Annotated in this window: 12 protein-coding genes; 5 read left to right on the top strand and 7 right to left on the bottom strand. The window is 42.4% G+C overall.

The genetic code is table 11. From position 1 onward, the window contains the following. Nucleotides 1-12 precede the first annotated feature (12 nt). Nucleotides 13-540, top strand: coding sequence for a DinB family protein (locus tag AAG747_RS22030; RefSeq protein WP_346823397.1), 528 nt, complete (start codon nucleotides 13-15; stop codon nucleotides 538-540). A gap of 86 nt (nucleotides 541-626) precedes the next feature. On the opposite strand, the gene AAG747_RS22035 is transcribed toward AAG747_RS22030, so the two are convergent. From AAG747_RS22035 to AAG747_RS22045, 3 genes are all read right to left on the bottom strand, one after another. Continuing rightward, a complete protein-coding gene (locus tag AAG747_RS22035; protein ID WP_346823398.1) occupies nucleotides 627-1,853 on the bottom strand; it encodes an MFS transporter in 1,227 nt (408 codons plus the stop codon). Nucleotides 1,854-2,005: 152 nt separating this feature from the next. Beyond that, a complete protein-coding gene (locus AAG747_RS22040; protein ID WP_346823399.1) occupies nucleotides 2,006-2,674 on the bottom strand; it encodes a FadR/GntR family transcriptional regulator in 669 nt (222 codons plus the stop codon). Between the two features lie 279 nt (nucleotides 2,675-2,953). Beyond that, nucleotides 2,954-5,344 carry a TonB-dependent receptor plug domain-containing protein gene (locus tag AAG747_RS22045; protein WP_346823400.1) on the bottom strand — a complete coding sequence of 797 codons (2,391 nt, stop codon included), beginning with the start codon at nucleotides 5,342-5,344 and terminating at the stop codon, nucleotides 2,954-2,956. A 563-nt stretch (nucleotides 5,345-5,907) separates the two neighbouring features. Between AAG747_RS22045 and AAG747_RS22050 the strand changes: the two genes are divergently transcribed. Beyond that, nucleotides 5,908-8,736, top strand: coding sequence for a two-component regulator propeller domain-containing protein (locus AAG747_RS22050; protein WP_346823401.1), 2,829 nt, complete (start codon nucleotides 5,908-5,910; stop codon nucleotides 8,734-8,736). A gap of 682 nt (nucleotides 8,737-9,418) precedes the next feature. Next, on the top strand, nucleotides 9,419-13,390 hold the full coding sequence (locus AAG747_RS22055; protein ID WP_346823402.1) for a discoidin domain-containing protein: 3,972 nt from the start codon (nucleotides 9,419-9,421) through the stop codon (nucleotides 13,388-13,390). 148 nt (nucleotides 13,391-13,538) lie between these two features. Here AAG747_RS22055 and rbp read toward each other — a convergent pair whose 3' ends face one another. Next, nucleotides 13,539-13,817, bottom strand: a complete 279-nt coding sequence (gene rbp / locus AAG747_RS22060; RefSeq protein WP_346823403.1) for an RNA-binding regulator — start codon at nucleotides 13,815-13,817, stop codon at nucleotides 13,539-13,541. Between the two features lie 669 nt (nucleotides 13,818-14,486). Here rbp and AAG747_RS22065 point away from each other — a divergent pair. Both AAG747_RS22065 and AAG747_RS22070 read left to right on the top strand, forming a co-directional pair. Next, entirely contained in the window at nucleotides 14,487-14,957 is a 471-nt protein-coding gene (locus AAG747_RS22065) for a hypothetical protein (protein ID WP_346823404.1), read from the top strand. Nucleotides 14,958-14,992: 35 nt separating this feature from the next. After that, nucleotides 14,993-15,925 (top strand): alpha/beta hydrolase, encoded by a 933-nt coding sequence (locus tag AAG747_RS22070; protein WP_346823405.1) that lies wholly within the window; start codon nucleotides 14,993-14,995, stop codon nucleotides 15,923-15,925. Nucleotides 15,926-15,995: 70 nt separating this feature from the next. Here the strand turns inward: AAG747_RS22070 and glmS are convergent, their stop codons facing one another. From glmS to AAG747_RS22085, 3 genes are all read right to left on the bottom strand, one after another. Continuing rightward, nucleotides 15,996-17,837: a glutamine--fructose-6-phosphate transaminase (isomerizing) gene (gene glmS, locus AAG747_RS22075; protein ID WP_346823406.1), complete on the bottom strand. Its 1,842-nt coding sequence runs from the start codon at nucleotides 17,835-17,837 to the stop codon at nucleotides 15,996-15,998. A gap of 304 nt (nucleotides 17,838-18,141) precedes the next feature. Continuing rightward, the gene (locus tag AAG747_RS22080) at nucleotides 18,142-19,542 is read right to left on the bottom strand and encodes a DUF4270 family protein (protein ID WP_346823407.1); all 1,401 of its coding nucleotides are present in this window, start codon (nucleotides 19,540-19,542) and stop codon (nucleotides 18,142-18,144) included. Beyond that, nucleotides 19,493-20,302 (bottom strand): glycogen/starch synthase, encoded by an 810-nt coding sequence (locus tag AAG747_RS22085; RefSeq protein ID WP_346823408.1) that lies wholly within the window; start codon nucleotides 20,300-20,302, stop codon nucleotides 19,493-19,495. Before AAG747_RS22085 ends, AAG747_RS22080 begins: the two co-directional genes overlap by 50 nt. Between the last annotated feature and the right edge of the window lie 87 nt (nucleotides 20,303-20,389).

Genomic DNA, 20,389 nt, shown 5'->3' on the forward strand with positions numbered 1-20,389 from the left:
AACCCATGTATTATGCATACAGAACTTATCCATCAATTTGAACAGACTACACAAGAGCTGTTACAAATACTTTCCTCACTCAGTGAAAAACAACTCAACACCGTGCCATTTGAAGGCAGTTGGACTGCCGGACAAGTAGGTGAACACCTATTAAAATCCTATGGGGTTGCAGAAGTGTTGAACGGAAAAGTAAAACCAACCGAAAGGCCTATAGATGAAAAAGTAGAGGAGGTTAAAACCTTGTTTTTGAATTTTGATATTAAAATGGACTCACCGGAAGCGATTGTCCCTTCCGAAGGCCTTCTTGAGAAGGCTCCAATGATTGCCTCTTTGGAAACCAGGATTCGGCAAATTCAGGTAGTGCTTGAAGAAGCCGATTTGTCCGTAACCTGTTTGGATTTTGCCATTCCCGAATACGGAGCATTTACCCGTTTGGAATGGATTTATTTTAATGTGTTCCATACCCAAAGGCATGTGCATCAATTGAAAAATATCGTAAAGGAACTCAATAGGGCAAAGGCCGGGTTAGCCGGTAAGTAATTTGTATTGTGAATTTCAAGTTTGGAATATAGAAAAGGTTGCCGGACGCTTTTTGGCAACCTTTTTCTTTTTATAAGGTTTGAAAATCAGCGCTTTTTATGTTCGATATTGGGAAGAAAGCCCGTAACGATCCCTATTAACGGAAGGTAAGCACAAAGGTGAAAAACATAATCAATGCTGGTTTGGTCAGCCAGTTTTCCTAAAAGCGCGGAGCCTAGTCCACCCATACCAAAGGCAAAGCCAAAAAACAAGCCGGCTATCATCCCTACTTTTCCGGGCACTAGTTCTTGTGCATAGACCAGAATGGCCGAGAAAGCTGATGAGATAATGAAACCGATCAGTACGGATAAAATACTGGTCCAGAACAAGTTTGAATACGGCAACAAGAGGGTAAAGGGAGCGGCTCCTAAAATGGAGAGCCAGATGATGTACTTTCTGCCAAAACGATCGCCCAGCGGACCGCCCAGCAAAGTGCCGGCAGCTACAGCGGCCAAAAAGACGAACAAGTAGATTTGTGATTGTTGAACGGAGAGTTGGAATTTATCAATTAAATAAAACGTGAAATAGCTGGTCATGCTACTCATATAAAAGTACTTGGAAAAGATGAGCACCAATAATATGGCCAGTGAAAAAAACACCCTTGCTTTGGACAATCCATGTGGCTTTTCGTCTTCAAGGATAATTTTTTTTCTCACTCTCAAATTCAAATGGGCTTTGTACCATTTGGCAATATTAAGCAAGGCGATGATGGCTAGGATTGCCCCGATGGCAAACCAACTGATATGGAGCTGACCATACGGAATCACAATGGCAGCAGCCAACAGTGGACCGATAGCACTGCCGGCATTACCCCCTAGTTGAAAAATGGACTGTGCCAGTCCGCGTTTTCCGCCAGAGGCCAGATAAGCCACCCGGGAAGATTCCGGATGGAAAATAGAGGAGCCGATTCCCACTAAACTTACCGCCATCAACATGATGTAAAAGCTAGAAGCCATGGACAGTACAACCAAGCCAATCAACGTAAAACCCATCCCGAATGCCAAAGAATAAGGCCGGGGCGTACGGTCCGTATAATAGCCGACAAAGGGCTGTAATAAGGAAGCCGTGAGCTGATAAGTAAAGGTAATCAGGCCGATTTGTGTAAAAGTCAAACTGAATTTTTCCTTCATGAGAGGGTAAATAGCAGGGATGACAGCCTGAAGCAGGTCATTTAATAAATGCGCAAAGCTAATAGTTAATAAAATTGGAAAAACGGTTTGTTGGGCCAACTGTTTGGAGGCAGTGGCAGTAGCTGTGTTAAAAGATTTTCCCATAATTGTATCTGGATTAAAATCAGATCATCTGATGAATTACCTCAGACGATCCATCAAAATGAAATTTAGTTAGTGAATCGGATACTGTATTTGATGAAATCCGGGAATGAATGGAGATCTGTGATCGGCTTATTTCACTCCCCGGAGTCGGATTATTGAGAAATATGGCCGGTTATTTTGGCGACCCAATTCCAGGCCATCTTCGTGTCTTGGTCGATGATACTTTTCAACAGTTTTTCGTGTAAGTCCTGTGCCTCTTTAAATGCCTCGGTATCCGGAAAAATATCCAAGAATGAACTTTGTATTTGTATGGCAAACGATTTATACAAATCTGCCAGTACCGCATTTTTTGAAGCTTCCGCAATAGCAATATGAAACTGAATATCAGCTTCTACACATTCTTCCAGTAAATTAGCGTGGGCGGCTTTGATTCGTTTAGCCAAAAAGCTTTTCATTTTCTCTATATCCTCCTCACTTCGGTTTAAAGCTGCCTTTTCTGCGATCTTCATTTCCAACAATTGCCGGACCTCATCGATTTCCTCCAAGTTGGCTCTTTTCAACCGTTGGGGTAAGGGCTCTTTGATCCCTTTGCAGTCTTCCACAAAGGTTCCAACACCTTGTTGAACGCGTAAAAAACCGGAGTTAACGAGTATACGGATGGCTTCCCGTACCGTTGAGCGCCCCACACCAAAGTACTTCATAAGCTCCGGTTCAATGGGTAACTTTTGGTTGGCTGTATAACGCCCTAAGGAGATTTGTTTTTGCAAATTGGAAGCAACCTCCTCGGCCAATGATTTTCGTTTGATTCTTTGTATACTCATCTTATCATCTGATGATTCAAAAGTAGAAAGAATTTTTTAATATTAGAGGGTATTTCAAATGAAATCACTCGTTTTTTCACAAGCATCCTTCTGGTAGTGGTATTTCCGGAGGGGAGAAATATGTTGTAAACTGCTTTATCCCGGAACTGAGGGGGCTAACTTTTAGTGATTTGAAATACAGCATAGGCTCCCAAGAGGGGTAAAATGCCTAGGTACCCATTTGTGTAATTATTTGCTTATTAACCATTGGTAATGAATTGATTATGAGGTAATAAAAAATTAAAAGTACCCTTTAACCGAAAGGATGTAATTGCGCCCGGGGGCACTGATGCCCGAACTGTACGGCCGGTAATGCCGGTCAAAAATATTCTCGAGGCCCATATTTACCGTAAGGTATTTTTTGAAATGATAACTGAAGTGAAAATTCCAGATTCCCCAGGCAGGAGATCCCTCTCCGGTATATAAATGCGCTTTGCCTAACTCGGAAGATGAAAAGTCTTTCTTTCTTTTCCAGGCATTGTAACGGTATTCCAAAGAAGAGCGCAGTTTTAAATATTGATATGTCAACCTCAGGTTTCCGAACAGCGGAGGAACATGCCGTAAAGGCTCCTCCGAATCCAGGTCTTTCCCTTGGGTATAGTTCAGGTTTCCCTGTAGGTTAAAAGATTTGAGCTTGAATTGTAAGTGGGCACTCAATCCCCCGATATAGGCTTTTCCGGTATTGGTTAAAGCTTGTACTTGGCTGAATTGTCCATCGTACGGAATAGAGTCTTGCCCGTTAAATAGGAAAGGCCTTCTTACCATTGCATCTTTCAACCGGGAATAATAAGCTACTACCTCAAGGGTTACCTTGGAGCCCAGGTTTTGTACAAGTCCTAGTTCCCAATTGAAAACGTATTCGGGCTTTAATCCGGGATTGGGTACCACGACTGTTCCGGGTTCGGAATCGAAGGTTTTTCCGATATCGTCTACATTTGGCGCTCTAAATCCCGTAGAGAAAGCCGCTTTTAGCCGGGTTGCCCGCCATGGCTTGACAACATAGCCCAAGCTGCCATTAAAAGCTCCCGTATTGATTTCTGCTTTTTTAAAGGGGAATTTATAAAAAACGCTGTCTGTAAATTGAGAATGTAAGAATATATGATTGTACCTCAATCCGGCAGAGAGGGTTTGTTTTTCAGTGAATTGCCACTCATAACTAACATATGCTGCCAAGGAAGTCCAGCGGTTGCCCCCGTCAGGGTAGCGAGTAGAAATTCTCTCTTGTTCTCCGGTAAGAATATTTACGGCTTTGCCCTTGGATTGAACCGTATTGAAAATGGCTTCCACCCCGTAGTACAAATGCTGTTTTGAATTCCGTATCGCCTTTTCCAAATCCCAATTCAATGACCAGGCATTGACGGTTTCCTTTCTTACTTTCCGTGTGGGATTGTTGAATCTCCGGTTTTTGCGTTCTTCGGTAATCCATTGGTGAGCCATCAACAGTTTCCATTGATCTGCCAAGCTTGTTTTTGCCTTATTTTCTATACTAAAAGATTGCATTAGCCAGTTTTGAGGACCATAATTCCACTCGGCATATTTGGGTTGTTCATCTTTGCTTTCAATCAGACGGTCGTACCGGGGCACATCCGTAGAGGAAGAGTAGTGGAGGTTATAGCCCAGCGTCAACTTGGGAGACGCCTGGTATGCTATTTTTTGCATCAGATTCCATTGTGAATACCCGGAGTGCTTTTGGATGTGTGGGTCACTGTTTATTTTCTTGATGTCTTCTCCACCGGATCGCTCTACATACCAGGTTCGTTTGCCAAAGTCCGGAAAGTCTTTCGGGTGGTTTTTTCCTGCTTTCAAATCGTCAAAATCTGAAAAGGTCAGGCTGGTAAAAAAGGCCCATCTGTTTGAGCCGAAATTCAGGTTGAGGTGTGTGGTTTTCTCAAAATTAGCCGAAGCATACCGGACAAAAGCTTCTCCCTCTTGATGATTGAATTGGGGGCGTTTGCTAAAAAAAGACATCACCCCACCCATGGCATCGCTGCCATACATTACTGAGCCTGGTCCATACAATACCTCCACCCGCTGCATGCTATTGGCATCCAACATGATGATATTCTGAAGGTTCCCTCCGCGAAAGATGGCATTGTTCATTCGTACGCCATCCACTACGAGCATCACCGAATTGGCGGCAAACCCCCGGAGCATGGGGCTTCCGCCTCCCAGTTGGCTTTTTTGTACGAATACTTTTCCTGTGTTCGTTAACAAGTCGGCTGAAGTTGAAGGATCAAAATAACTGATTTCACGGGCATCAATACCAATTACCTGATTGGCGACTTTTTCTTGGGGCAGTTGCCATTTATGCGCGGAAAACACTAACATGTCCAAATTGACTACTTTTTCTACCAAAGCGACCTGAAACCCATGTTGACGCAAGGTGGAGTATGTAGTCAGTAATGTTTGGAAATTCAAGTGGCTGATTTGTAGAGAGTCATTATTGTTCAGCTCGTTGAGCAGGGCTTTGCCATGGGCATCTGTCACAGCCTGTTGAGTGCTGCCAAGTACTTTCACCAATGCCCCCTCTACGGGTAGTTTATTTTCTTGGTTTTTTACCCGGATTACTTGTCCGTAAAGAAAAGTATGAATTCCGTAGAGGATGCAAGTAAGAAGTAATTTTCTCATCATGGATTTTTAAATAAATAATCTCGAAAAAGGTGATAGGGTAGAAGGTATTTCAATAGGTATATTGTAGGAGAGCTTTAACGGTATTAAACGTATGAATTTAATACAAGAAAATGCTCTCAAAGCGATAACTCTTGCCAGGGGGGAATTACCTATTACCCAGTAAAGGGAAGTTAAGTTATGAAATGAAAAAAAAGAAAACAAGAGCATTGTTGCTAAAAACCAGTTGTTTACTTGATTCTTTGAAAGGTTTTTTTGTAGAAAAGGGTGATTTTTAGAAATGTAATTTTCTGTATTTTTGAATGAGTTGTCAATTGAAATGGATTCTTTCACCGATAAATTACTATACCATATCACCAACACAACTACTGACTCCTTTCGTAAGAGCTTTCTGGGTACTTGAATGCAACGTTGCCTCGAATACATATTATACCCACCGGACCATGGCTGACGGGCTGTTTTTTTGATGGGGGATGTAGGCGCAAACTTGATTTTTTGCCTATTATTTTTTTCTTTCATTGTGATTAAGTCCGTCAATAATACCAAATAGGCAGATAGCTGTTTCTATGTATGTTATTAAAACCCAAATTGCTATTACAATGATCTTATGCCTGTGGTATGGTTGGTCCATAGGGCAGGAGCCAGTTCGGGTGTACCCCATCCCGGTAGAGGGAGTGTATGGAGAAGGTCCGGTTTATGAATTGTTGAGGGATCAACGGGGTTTTTTGTGGGTGAGTTGCGGGGCTGGAGTATTGAAATACGATGGATATGGATTTCAAAAGGTGTATGCAAGTCCTGCATCTACTTTGTTTGAGGATGCGCAGGGAAATATTTGGCTAGGGACTTTTTGGGGCGGATTGGCTTATTATTCTTATACACGTGGCCGTTTTACCGAGTTCGACCCGGAAGTGTATACAGCTTTGACCAAAGTAAAAATAAATGCTATTGCAGAGGACTCTTCGGGCAATATATGGATTGCTACGAATGGTAACGGTCTGCTCCAATACCATCCTCAAAATGACTCTCTGCTCCGGTGTAAAGAGGCGTTTTCGCAGATATCCAAGGCATGCATTACTGCATTGTATGCCGACACTACTCATTTATGGCTTGGCACACAAACGGGTGAACTTATATCCTTGGAATACCGGTCTCATCGTTTCGAACAAAAAATAATTGCTGATGAAAGGTTTGATAACTTTTCCATTACAGGTATTCAACCGGGAATCGGACAAGACCTTTGGCTTGCAACAGATGGCAAGGGTTTATGGAATGTTCATCTACAGAAAGGAACTGCTGAAAAGTGGCTGAATGGAAATGTGCCCGGTAAGGGGCCGGAAGCCAATTTGGTATTGTCTCTTATAAAAGACCGGGAGCAGACCTTATGGGTAGGAACCGATGGACAGGGCTTGATTGCTTTGCATCTTCCTTCCTTAAGGTACCGGCGTTTTCAACATCAACAGGGAAATTCAATGTCTATTGCCAGTAATACGGTGTACTGTATCACGGAGGATCGACAGGGACAAATATGGACCGGGAGCAAATTCGGAGGAGTCTCTTTGTTGAAGCAAGAGCCGCCCGGTATCGAATACTTTCCCGGAGGGCAGTCGGGGGCTCCGGTGCGGGTACTCTCTTTATTTATGGATCGCCATGAAAATACCTGGGTGGGGACTGATGGGCAAGGCTTGTATTTTTCAAGTAAAGACGGCTCCGTGAAACATCATTTTAGCATGGGCAATGAAAGTATGCCAGGAGGGTATATTCATGCTTTGGAGGAGGATCGAAGGGGATATATTTGGGTAGCCACGTATCAAAATGGCTTGCATATTTTAAGCCCCGGTTTATCAATTCATCAACAAGTGAATCTGGAAACACAGTCCCAACCCATTTTGGCTAATAACCATGTTACGGCCTTATTGTACGATCGTCATCAATACATGTGGGTTGCATCAGAAGGAGGCTTGACACTTGTAAATGAAGAATTGCATGTATTTAGGTATTTTGATAAGAAAGAGCTAAACTGTCAATACATCAATAGTATGTATGAAGACCGGAAAGGTAATCTTTGGTTGGCGACAGACAATGGTTTAAAACAGGTGCTTTCCTCTCGAACGGAACTGACTGAAATGTATCGTATTTTGGAGTATCCTTTCCCTCATGATCCGGAAGAATCACCTCAGTCTATCATATATTCATTGACGGAAACTCCTGATGGTCGGCTTTGGCTTAGTCGCAATGGGGAATTGTATCATTTTGAGCCGGGTACAAAATCCTTTCACCGGTATGGGGAAACACAAGGTTTTACGGTTCAGGCGTATGGCTTGGAAGCGGATTCGGAGGGGAATTTGTGGACGAATGCTTACGAAGGTTTGTGTAAGTTTAATCCCAACACCGGAGCACAACAGTGGTTTTATGCACATGACGGATTACAAGGGAATAAATTTTTTTTTCGGGCGCATCTGAAAGACCAAGAAGGAAATTTGTATTTCGGAGGGACCAATGGGTATAATAAGTTGAATCCTATCTTACTGGAGAAGCAGCTAAAACTGCCGGATTTGTATATTACCGGAATTACTGCAAAAAATAAGGAATTACCGCTGAGCAATACGAAAACTTCAGGAGCCATGGATACACTTGAACTTACCTACCAACAAGGCGAAGCCTTTACAATTCACTTTACCGGAATTTATGACTTGCTGGCCACGGATTTTGTATATAACTACAAACTGGAACCTTTTATGACAAATTGGGTAACTGCCGGTCCGGATCATGCGGCAAAGTTCAGTGACATTCCTACAGGCTCCTATACGTTTTCTTTAGAAGCAATTTCCATTTCCGGAAAGGAAAAAACCAAACCCTTGTTGCTTCTTGTCGATATCTCTTCGCGCCCCTGGTATACCCATCCGTTTATTTTGATAGTATTGTCACTGCTTTTATTCGTATCAGGGCTTGGGTATTTTGTGAAGAGCGGAAGTAGGGCTAAGGGGTTTGAGAAGAAAGAGGACTTTTCGGATGAGGAAAAGCACCTTTTCCACAAACCGGAAGTTCCTGATGCCACAAAGGAAATTGGTGAAACGGATAAGGCTTTATTACAAACCGTTCATCAACTCATTCTTCAAAATCTGGATAATCATGATTTTGACGTAACAGCCTTACTCGCCGAAGTTCCACTTAGCCGTACACTTTTTTATCAAAAAATTAAAAGTCTTACGGGGTATTCTGCCAGCGAATACATCATTTTAGTGCGATTGCAAAAAGGAGCGGAATTAATTTTAACCTCTGAAAAGACCATTTCTGAAATTGCCTATGAGGTAGGATTTGCCAACAGTGGTCATTTCAGCACCCGTTTTAAAAAACACTTTGGCTTAAGCCCCTCTTTATACCGAAACACTCGGTGAAAATTCTCCATATACCTGGTATTTGTACGCTCAGAAAGATTATTTGTACGCTGGTAAAAGCTTCTTTGCTTTTGAGTCCTGATTTTTGGCCTATATACATTTCCCTCTATCAAAAGGATTAACCTTAACAAGAGCTTCAAGTAAGGTGTTTGTTCCAAGTAATTCTGTGATCAATACAAAGGCAAAGAAGCAATTGTATAAAACTGCGAGTTGCTAAAAGCCTTATCAATGCAAAGAGGAATGACCGAGCACTGTTAATCAAAAATCAATATTTTTCAGAAGTTAAAGAAGTATATTTTTTACTGGCTTTACCACGGCACTCGCTCTTTCGTTGGCATCACTTAAGCCTTGGAATTATATACACTTCATCTCAAAAAAACAGGTATTCGGTGTGTTTGTAACAAGTGCCTCTACGATGAAAAAATCAGGTACTTTATCACATCAAGTCTTTCAACCTACATGATCCAAAAAGGGCATTAGCTTTTAACAGAGGCAGTGTGCCCGGTGTGATTTAAAAGCATGGTCCGAATATTTATAACCCAATGTATCACATAAATTCAAATTGAAAATGAAAAAGCGTCTACTTTTATGTAAAAAAGTGTGTTTGCTGTTTTTTTGTGCAATGGGACTGTTTTCGATAACATTTGCTCAAGAGAATAGTAAGAAAAACTGGTTTGAGCTCATGCAGGAACCTGACCCCAACTTCTTTGAAGTTCAAAGGGCTTATGAAGAATATTACCGCACACATTCAAAAGAAAAAAGTGCCCGCATGGGATTGAACTGGAAAGTATTTGAAAGGTGGGCTTTTTCGGTGAGCTCAAGAGTGCAACCCGATGGTAGCATTATTTCCCAACACGAGGAAGTTGTTCGCTTTAGAAAACAAAAGAAAACCCGGGCGGCATGGAGGAGTGCCAGTACCGATAATGGTAACTGGTCAATTGTTGGTCCGGTAGGAAATCCCAATCAAAGTTTCGGACAACCGAATGGCAACGGAAGGGTCAATGCACTGGTTTTTCATCCTACCGATCCGAGTATTATGTATTGCGGGGCTCCTGACGGAGGTTTGTGGAAAAAAACAGGCAACAACCCCTGGCAGTCTTTAAATACCGATATGCTGTCTAAAATAGGCGTGTCTGCGATTTTTATCGATCCCAACAATACTTCCAGGATTTTGATTGGTACCGGAGACCGTGACGGCTCGGGAGATGGTGACGGAGTGTACGAAAGTACGGATGACGGACAATCCTGGGCACCTTCCAATACCGGAATGGCCGGGACCACAGTAGGTCGTTTGGAAGTTGATCCGAATAATGTGAGTACCCTTTTGGCTGCCACAAACCAGGGGATTTATAAAAGTACTGACGGGGGGCATACCTGGACGAAGAAAAGCACCGCCAGCGGAAATTATCGCGACCTGAGGTACAAACCGGGAAGTTCTACAATAGTGTATGCCACCGCAGGGAAAGATTATTACCGCTCGACGAACGGAGGGGAGTCCTGGAGCTTGATTACTGTAGGAAGTACTACCGGCTTAAACAACCCCCGGAAGGTGTTGGGTGTAACGCCTGCCAATCCTAATGTAGTATATATTATGTATGCCGGAGCAGAAGGAAGAGAGTTTGGCGGTTTGTACAAATCTACGGACAGTGGCCAGACTTTTTCCCTGAAGTCCAGTTCCCCGAATATCTTAGGTTGGGCTTCGGATGGAAACGGTACGGGAGGGCAATGGAGCTATGATTTATGTATGGCCGTGAGTAATACCAATGCCAATCAAATTTATGTAGGAGGAATCGGGGTTTGGCGCTCTAACAATAGCGGAACAACCTGGACCAATATTGGACATTGGGGAAATCAGGTACATGCTGACCAGCACGATTTGGTTTTCTCTCCTCATAATAATCTTTTGTATAGCGGCAATGACGGTGGGATAGATGTGTATCAAAATAATAGCTGGACGGAAATTTTAGAGGGCTTGGCAATCAGTCAGATTTACCGGATCGGGCAAAGTGCCTCTCAAAAAGATATCGTCCAGACAGGCTTACAGGACAATGGCTGTATTTCTTATGAAAACGGGGCATGGAGGGCCACTGCTGCCGGTGACGGTGCCGAGGTATTGGTTGATTATTCGGATCACAAATATCAGTATAACACCTACGGCAGTTCGATCAGGCGTTCGTCTAATTACGGACAAAGTTTCCAGGGAATTGCAGGGAACAACAATTATGGGATTACCGAAAGCGGTCCGTATGTGACGGATTATGTATTGGACAAAACGAATCCCAACTGGATGTATATCGGGTATAAAAACGTATGGAGAAATAGCAGTGTGAGAACCGGAACGCAATGGACCAAGATCTCCGATTTCGGAAACAGTGATAATATCAAAGACTTGGAGCAATCTTCGGCAAATACCAGTCTCTTTTATGTGTTGACCAATGGCAATAAACTGTATCGCAGTGACAATATTACTGCGGGAAATCCGGGTTTTAGTAATTTGAGTGCTACATTACCACAGAGTTGGGGGCTTCGGGGCATTGCCTCACATCCCAGTGATGAAAATACTGTTTACCTCCTTTGTTCCAATGCCGTATACAAGTCTTCTAACAAAGGAAGTTCCTGGTTAAACATTACCGGAAGTTTAACGAGTGCGGGATCTTTGACTTGTTTTGTCTATGACGAAAGTAGTGATGAAGGTTTGTATGTAGGAACCACTCACGCAATATATTATAAAGACAATACCCTGAACGATTGGATTTTGTTTGATAATAACATGCCTAATGTGGAAGTTACCGAAATGGAAATTTTCTATGGCAGCACCCGGGGAGGAAGTGTAGTCCGTGCCGGCACCTGGGGGAGAGGGCTTTGGGAATCTCCATTATTCAGTGGCAGCGGTTCGTCCAACCAAGCGCCACTTGCCGCTATTACTTATCCTTCGCATCAACAGCAATTTACCTCCTTGGACACCCTCTTACTTACTGCCAATGCATCCGACCCGGACGGGAGTGTGAGCTCTGTGGAATTTTTTGTCAACGGGGTTTCTTTAGGAACAGACCTTTCGGCTCCGTACGAAATGGCTTGGGAAATTCCTTCTTATGGGACCTTCAATATCAGTGTAAGGGTTACAGATAATGAAGGAGCAAGTCGTTATTCGGAGATTGTACAAATAGAAGTCGTTGATACGTCTTTGATTTCTCAAAGTGCCTGGACCTTGGAGTATGTGGACAGTGAGGAAACTTCCGGTGAGAATGGAGCGGCAGTAAATGCTTTTGATGGGGACGAAAGTTCCATCTGGCATACGGAATGGTCTGCCAGTCAGCCCGTACACCCTCATGAAATCCAAATCAACCTGGGGGCACAGTACATGATCGAAGGGCTCAAATATTTGCCAAGACCGGGTGGAGGGAATGGTACCATTGCCGGATATGAAATTTATACGAAAGAAAACGCCGGAGACAGCTGGCAATTGGCGGGTTCCGGTACTTGGACGTATGCTGTGGCGGGGGAGGAAAAGACAGTGAATTTTACACCGGTACAAGGAGGGTATATCCGTTTGGTCGCAACGTCTGAAATTAACGGAAATGCGTATACTTCCGCTGCCGAAATCAATGTGCGAGGTATACCTGTGAATAACCAATCGCCACAAGTAAGTATCATTGCTCCTGACGATCAGCAATATTATACTTCTTTGGAAACCATTACAATTATTGCGGATGCCAGTGACCCGGACGGAAGTGTGAGTTCTGTAGAGTTTTTTGCGGATGGGAATTCCATCGGTACGGATACCTCTACTCCCTATTCCATTAGTTGGACTTTACCTGTATATGCTACGTATACGCTAACCGCCCAAGCTACCGATAATCTTGGTGCCCAAACAATTTCCTCAACGATTCAGATTACAGCAACCGAATCGACACCCATTTGGAGCCTGCTTTATACTGACAGTGAAGAGACTACCGGTGAGAATGGAGCGGCAATCAATGCTTTTGACGATGCTCCTTCTACCATCTGGCATACGGAATGGTATAATTCTGACCCTGTACACCCGCATGAAATTCAGGTAGATATGGGGGCTGTTAGCCCTATTGGCGGGTTCACATACTTGCCACGACAAGATGGAAGTAGTAACGGAACCATTGCCGGATATGAATTTTACACAAAGGTAAACTCAGGAGACAGTTGGCAATTGGCAGCTTCCGGTACTTGGAGTTATGCAAGTACCGGTGAAGAAAAAACAGTGAACTTTACTGTCGTATCCGCTCGCTATATCAGGTTAGTGGCGACCTCCGAAATCAACGGCAATGCCTGGGCATCCGCTGCGGAAATTGACATTATCACATCTCAATTACTTTCAGCTTCGGTACAGGGAAAACCAGCTGTTGAGAAAAGTACAACATTTGAAAAACCAGAGTTGCACTTGTATCCTAATCCGGCTGATCATGAACTCAACCTGACCTTCCAATGCGCTGAAGAAGTAGGGTACAACCTGTTGATTACCGATGTATCTGGGCGGCAGTTTTTACGGAAAAAAGCGAAATCGGAAAGGGGAACAAACCGGCTTAATGTAAGTACAAATGCTTTGCCTCCGGGGGTGTATATTCTCAAATTGCAGGGTAACCGTTTTTCCATGGCCAAACAATTTGTCATAGAAAGGTGATTTTTGAAATAGGAAGATTGGGGCCAGGGCGAAATAAACCTGGCTCTATTTTGATGAAAATATAAAGGAGGGTGGTTGAATTAAAGTTTGAGTAGGTGGGATGGAAATTTAAAGTATGAAAAAGGCTGCCGATTGGCAGCCTTCATGATTAGTACCTTCTGTTGAAGTCTCTTCTTTCTCTTTGCTCTCTAGGACGAGCTTTCTTAACTACGATTTGACTACCATCATAGTCAGTATCGTTCAGTTCATCTATAGCTGTTTGCGCTTCATCGTCATTTTCCATTTCAACAAAACCGTATTTTTTAGAAAAACCGGTTTCTCTGTCTTTAATCACTTTAGCTGAAGTTACTTCGCCATATTGGCTGAAAAGATCATGTAAGTCCTCACTAGATGTGTCGGCACTTAACTTTGCTACGAAAATGTTCATTTTGAAAATATGTATTTAAATAAAAAGATTCATGATAGATCAGAAAAAAGAGTAGCAAAGCTTAATTAAGTTCGAATGGCATTTGAGCATTACTAAACATTTTCTAATTAGGGTTTCAAAGATAACTATATTTCTTAAATAAAGTTACGCAATTTATTTCCATCTTTTAAAGAGAGTGCTAATTATTTTCCCCCTTCACATGTATTTGTCTTCCCGTTCAGGCATGCAAAGCAAAAGATTAAGTTTTCTCTTTATCTTCTCAAAACATGTAATGGTAATCATTAAGTTTCCTTTGGTGTTATTTTGTGTTGATTTTCAGTTGATTAAAATGAGAAGGCGAAAGCCAACACCGCAAAGTAGTGAGGGCGACAAAGTTTTTCTCAAAAGGCTGAATGTAGCATTTTCCATATTCCTTGCTCATCCTTGTAATGAGTTTTGATATACAGCGTTTGCCTTCCTCCGATACCTGTTTGTCTTTAGATATAAAATGAAAACCGGCCGGTGAATCTGACCGGAAATCCCCCTGCATATTGTAATGAATTAACAAAACAAGACGTTGAAATGAAAAAACATCACCCAGCTAGTATTGTACTTCCCTTCGTATTTTGTATGGTTTTTACAGGTTGTGTCATAAAGTATGGCCATTATTCCCAAAGTCGTTATTCTATCATGAAGCCGCGAAATTGTGATAAAAAAGCCGACAATATTTATTTGTTTTTTGAAGGAGAATATTTAGATTTCCAATACCGGAAAATTGGTCTTATTGAAGCAAAAGGAGACCGGTATGCGGGAAGCACTGAATTATTGAACTTTTTGAAGTATGAGGCTTGGAAGAATTGTGCCAACGGAATTATTCATATTTCCGATAATTATGTTTCCAGGGAAGAAGGGATGCTGTTTAGCGAGTCATCAAGAGAAGAATATACGGCGAAAACGTATAATGGAATTGCTGTAGAAATCACCATGGATTCCGCCTTTCTGGCAAAATACGGGAATGAGGTGGATACGGCATTTGTGGGATATATCCGGGAAGAACTTGCCGATCAAGAAAAAGAGTATAAGAGTGATGTTACGATTTCTGTGGTCGGAGTACTGATAGGCATAATAGTCGCGGTAGTTGCTGTGGTGGCAGGTGCCTGATACCTTTATTTCAAAATCATTTTACTATCGGAAATATGAAAAAACAACTTTTAGTATTGTTGCTGTTGATTGGCCTGGTAGCCAAGTTACAAGGGCAATCCGAAAAAACGGTGACAGTCACCACTGTGTCAGGGACCTTAGAAGGCACCTTACAAATACCCGGGAAAAATGAAAAGATGCCGGTGGCTTTGATTATTGCGGGTTCCGGACCTACAGACAGGAATGGGAATAATCCCATGATGACCAATAATTCTTTGAAAATGTTAGCCTTGCAGCTATCCCAAGAAGGAATTGCTTCCCTCCGGTATGATAAACGAGGTGTAGGCAATAGTCGAGGAGCGGGATTAAAAGAAGCAGAGATGCGCTTTGAGCATTTTATAGAAGATGCGAAAGCCTGGATCCATTTTTTGAAAAAGGAAAATGCATTTACCCAAATCGTTGTGATCGGGCATAGTGAAGGGTCTTTGGTCGGAATGATCGCAGCGCAACACGCTAAAGCGGATCGTTATATTTCAATAGCCGGAAGTGGTCGACCTGCAGGGCAACTTATCCGGGAGCAGATGCAAGCGCAACCTCCTGTGGTAAGGGAGCAAGCATTACCGGTGTTGGATAAGTTAGAGAAAGGTGATACGGTAGAAAGTACTCCTCCGATGTTGCAGGCATTGTTTCGGCCCGGTATACAACCTTATCTTATTTCTTGGTTTAAATACGATCCGCAAAAAGAAATTGCGAAATTGGCAATGCCCACTTTGATTCTCCAAGGTACCACTGATATTCAGGTAAGTACTAAGGATGCAGAAGCGCTTTCTCAAGCAAACCCTCAAGCAAAGCTCAGCCTGATTGAGGGAATGAACCATGTTTTAAAAGAAGCCCCTCAAGAAAGAATGCAAAACCTTCAGACGTATAATCAACCGGATTTGCCTTTGAAACAGGAAGTGGTGGAGGAGATTGCCAACTTTGTCAATTGAACATACAGGATAAAAAAACTCCTTCCCGTTTTGAGGGAAGGAGTTTTTCACAACAGACTACCTTGTTATATTATTCTACAGTTACTGATTTGGCTAAGTTGCGGGGCTGATCCACGTTGCAACCTCGGTCTAATGCAATGTAGTAAGCCAATAGTTGAAGTGGAATGACCGAAACCAAAGGCATTAACTCCTCTTTGGTGCGGGGAACTTTAATGACATGGTCCACCATGGTTTCAATGACGGCATCTCCTTCGTTGACAATCGCGATCACTTTTCCCTTACGCGCTTTAATTTCTTGAATATTAGAAATGATTTTTTCGTAAGAATTATCGTGAGGAGCAATAACCACCACTGGCATTTCTTCGTCTATCAAGGCGATCGGGCCGTGTTTCATCTCCGCAGCCGGATACCCTTCGGCATGGATATAGGAAATTTCTTTGAGTTTTAAGGCTCCTTCCAATGCTACCGGGAAGTTATATCCCCGGCCCAAATACAAGAAGTTACTTGCACCTTTGTAAATGGACGAGATATATTTGATTTGAGCGTTCAGTTCCAGCGACTTTTCCACTTTTTCAGGAATCGCATCCATTGCATATAGCAGCTCTAAATACTTTTGCTCAGAAATGGTTTTTTTCTCTCTCGCGATCATTAAGGCGATCATGGAAAGCACTGTCAGTTGGGCGGTAAAAGCTTTGGTACTGGCAACTCCGATTTCGGGGCCGGCATGTATATATGCTCCTTCGTGAGATGCTCTGGCAATGGAGGAACCGACCACATTACAGACACCCAAGATGATCGCTCCCTTTTCTTTGGCAAGCTCAATGGCTGCTAAAGTGTCGGCTGTTTCCCCGGATTGGGAAATCGGGATCACAATATCTCCAGGGGCAATGATCGGATTTCTGTAACGGAATTCCGAAGCGTATTCTACTTCCACCGGAATCCGGGTGAGGTCTTCGATCAGGTATTCGGCAACCAAACCTGCGTGCCAGCTGGTACCACAAGCGACAATTATGATTCTGTTGGCATTGACCAACTCCTGATAATGTTTGTGGATACCACCCAAAGCCAAGTGCCCGTTGGCGGCAATCAATCGGCCTCTAAGGCAGTCGCGGATGGACTTGGGCTGTTCGTAGATTTCCTTTAACATGAAGTGATCAAAGCCTCCTTTTTCAATGGCTTCCAATTCCATGTCCAAAGTTTGGATGTAAGGGTTCTGGTGTTCGTCATCCAGGTTTTTGATGCTGAGTCCATCACCATTGATCACCGCAATTTCCTGATCGTTCAAATACACAACTTCTTTTGTGTATTCGATGATGGGAGTGGCATCTGAGGCCAGAAAATATTCTTTTTTCTCTTCTCCGACTCCGATCACCAGAGGGCTGCCTTTGCGGGCGGCAATTAACTGATCGGGGTTGTCTTTGGAAGTGATAACAATGGCATAAGCACCAACCACTTCTGTCAGCGCTAGCCGGACGGCTTCTTCCAGCGAGCATTGGTTGTGTTTTTGGATGTGCTCGATGAATTGAATAAAGACTTCCGAGTCCGTCTCACTGATAAATCGGTGTCCCTTTTTTTCCAGTTCTTTCTTCAGTGTATCATAGTTCTCAATGATGCCGTTGTGGATCATTGCCAATTTTTTGTCTGAAGAAAGGTGAGGGTGGGCGTTGACATCGTTAGGGGCTCCGTGAGTTGCCCAGCGTGTGTGGCCGATGCCTGTGGTGCCTGAAACATCCTGATCCTGAATAAATTGCTCCAGGTCAGAGACCTTTCCTTGTTTTTTGAAAACTTTTAGCGAGCTGTTGAGCACTGCGATTCCGGCACTGTCATAGCCCCGGTATTCGAGGCGTTTCAAACCCTTGAGTAAGACCTCATGAGCTTGCCTGTGGCCTACGTAACCAATGATTCCGCACATAGTAGTTAATGAGTTTTATATTTATATTTCTCGATAAAAAATTTATACGAGCTCAAAATTGTATTTAAGTAACGTGCATAGATTAGACCAATTTTGAGAAAGCATAATACATAAAAATCAAATACCCCTTAAGTGGCTTAAGAAATATTAATGAATTTTAAAGCGCTAAAGTTAATGGAATTTATAGAATAAGTAAAAAGGAATGCGATGAAGTTTATGTAAAATACAAAACACCTCCGAACTCTCATAGAGTGTTTCAGAGGTGTTTTGTATAAAGAAATATATTGTAAATCAGGTGTTTATGCTAATCTAGCAACGAGTAATGAATGCGTAATTGCAACCTGAAATCGTCCATATTTTGAAAGTCTCCAAAGAAGAGTTTGTTTATGGTACTGCTGTTGTTGGTAGGTTCGATCAACAAACCGTAACCGGTTTCTTTTCCCCACACAAGGTTTTGTATATAACTGGTCATTTCGGTAGGAGCATAGGACCTTCCGTTGGCAATATACCCGATGTTCATTGGGGTAAACTGTCCGCCTGATTTGATCACTAATTCATTTTGGATATAATCATAACTGATAAAGTTTCCTTTGTCATCTTCAAAAAACTTTCGATTTCCATTTGCATCCAAACGGATTACCCGTAAGCCGGAAGGAGGGAGTTTTTGTCCGTTAAAGTTTCCGTCATCAATAGGTTGTAATACAATTTCGGCTTTGTTGATGAGTAATTCTTCTACATTTCTGTTCAAGGTTGGGAATTCTAACCGGGTGGTAATGCCGGAGGCAGCTTGAATAATACACCTATTATTCGTCATCTCCGTACTCAAAGGCTCTTTAGTATCCCAGCCGGAGAGGTAGGCACTTTCGCTAAAATCGTTTTCGATATGGTGAAATGGTCGACTGATATATAATTTATATTCTTTCTCTACTTTTTTATTTTCATCGTCAAAATAATGATAGTGTAAGGTTAGATAACTATAAGGAACACCACTCGAAGAAATGGTTCGAAATCCAAAAATAGCATCGTCTTCTTCACTTAATGAGCTAACTTTTATTCCACCCAAAAGAAAGTGAGTATTGTATCTTGTGATGGGTTTTAGTGTATCCTGCACCATTTCAAAAAGTTTGTTTCCATACTCTTCACTTAAGTTGAAAGAAACAAACTTGTTAGTGTCTCCCGCTACTTTAAAGTCTTCAACTTTGGCTAATTCAGTTCCTAATGATTCTATTTCATCAAATTGATAATGTGTTTTGGAATGAATACTATCAGCCAACTCGTGTAAAACAAATGTTTGTGTGGAGTTGCTGTCACCATAAATGAATCCATAACCTAGAGTCAAAGTCGCTTTATCAAACTGGCGTTCTCCATCTTTGCCACTTAACTCTACTTTATCTCCAGCAATTTGAAAGCCAAAATATGTAGTGGCTTGGGTATGCCCCAGCACAGGGTCTTTGGTGCTTCCGACCAGCATGACCCCGGTGTTACTGGTGGGAACCGAGTCTAATTTGACAATGGAGGTTTTGATAGAGAAAGTATCGGTAAAAGTGGTATTGATAAGGTCGTCCGGGCGGAGTTCCAGCCCGATGCTTTCCGTATCATTGTCACAGCCGAGAGAAAGAAAGGCCAGGATTGATAATAATCCTAGCCCCAGGGTCTTAGCCCGCAAGTTCATTGTATAGTTCGTAATATGATTCAGTATATTCATCGGACGATTCGATTGTGTCGATTTTTTTGTTTGAAAACTCATTGAATATTCCGTTCAGTTTATCCTCAATGTCTTTGCAAGAGCGAGTTACGATATCTGCATACTCAGTACCAATTTTGATAAAGCCTTCGAAATCGGCCGTACTGAGGTTTTGAAGCATCGTGTCTTCGATATCCACCATTTTTACCTTGTTGAGCAAATCACCTTCAAATTTATAACTAAAAGGTGTGTTGTACACGGTAAAAATTGTTTTGGTGTTTTTAAACATCGGGTCGTTCTTGTATGTTGTTTTTAAGTAGAGAGGAATCAGGCTTGTCATCCAATCGTTACAGTGAACGATATCCGGGGCCCATCCTAATTTTTTGACCGTTTCAATTACCCCTTTGCAGAAGAAGATTGCCCGTTCGTCATTGTCATCATAAAACTTCTCGGTTTTATCGGTAAATACCGATTTGCGATGGAAGTAGTCCTCATTATCGATAAAGTAAACCTGAAGTTTGGCATTCGGAATCGAAGCGACTTTAATGGTTAAGGGTTTTTCCTCTTCTCCTACAGCAATGTTAATCCCAGAGAGCCGTACTACTTCATGTAACCTGTTTTTTCGTTCATTAATCAGCCCGAACCTAGGCACGAGAATCCTTATTTCCATCCCTCGTTCTTGCATAGATTGTGGCAGCTTCCTAACATAATCGGCAACCTCAGTAGTCCTTAGAAAAGGATTGATCTCGCTGGATACATAAAGAATTTTTAGATTTGGCATATTTATCGGATTTTACTTTATTTTTGCCGCAAAAATACGAAAAAATTAAGGGATTTCCATATTTCTGCGGCAACAGATGCCTGACTT

This window comes from Rapidithrix thailandica (genome assembly GCF_039710355.1).
GTDB lineage: Bacteria > Bacteroidota > Bacteroidia > Cytophagales > Flammeovirgaceae > Rapidithrix > Rapidithrix thailandica.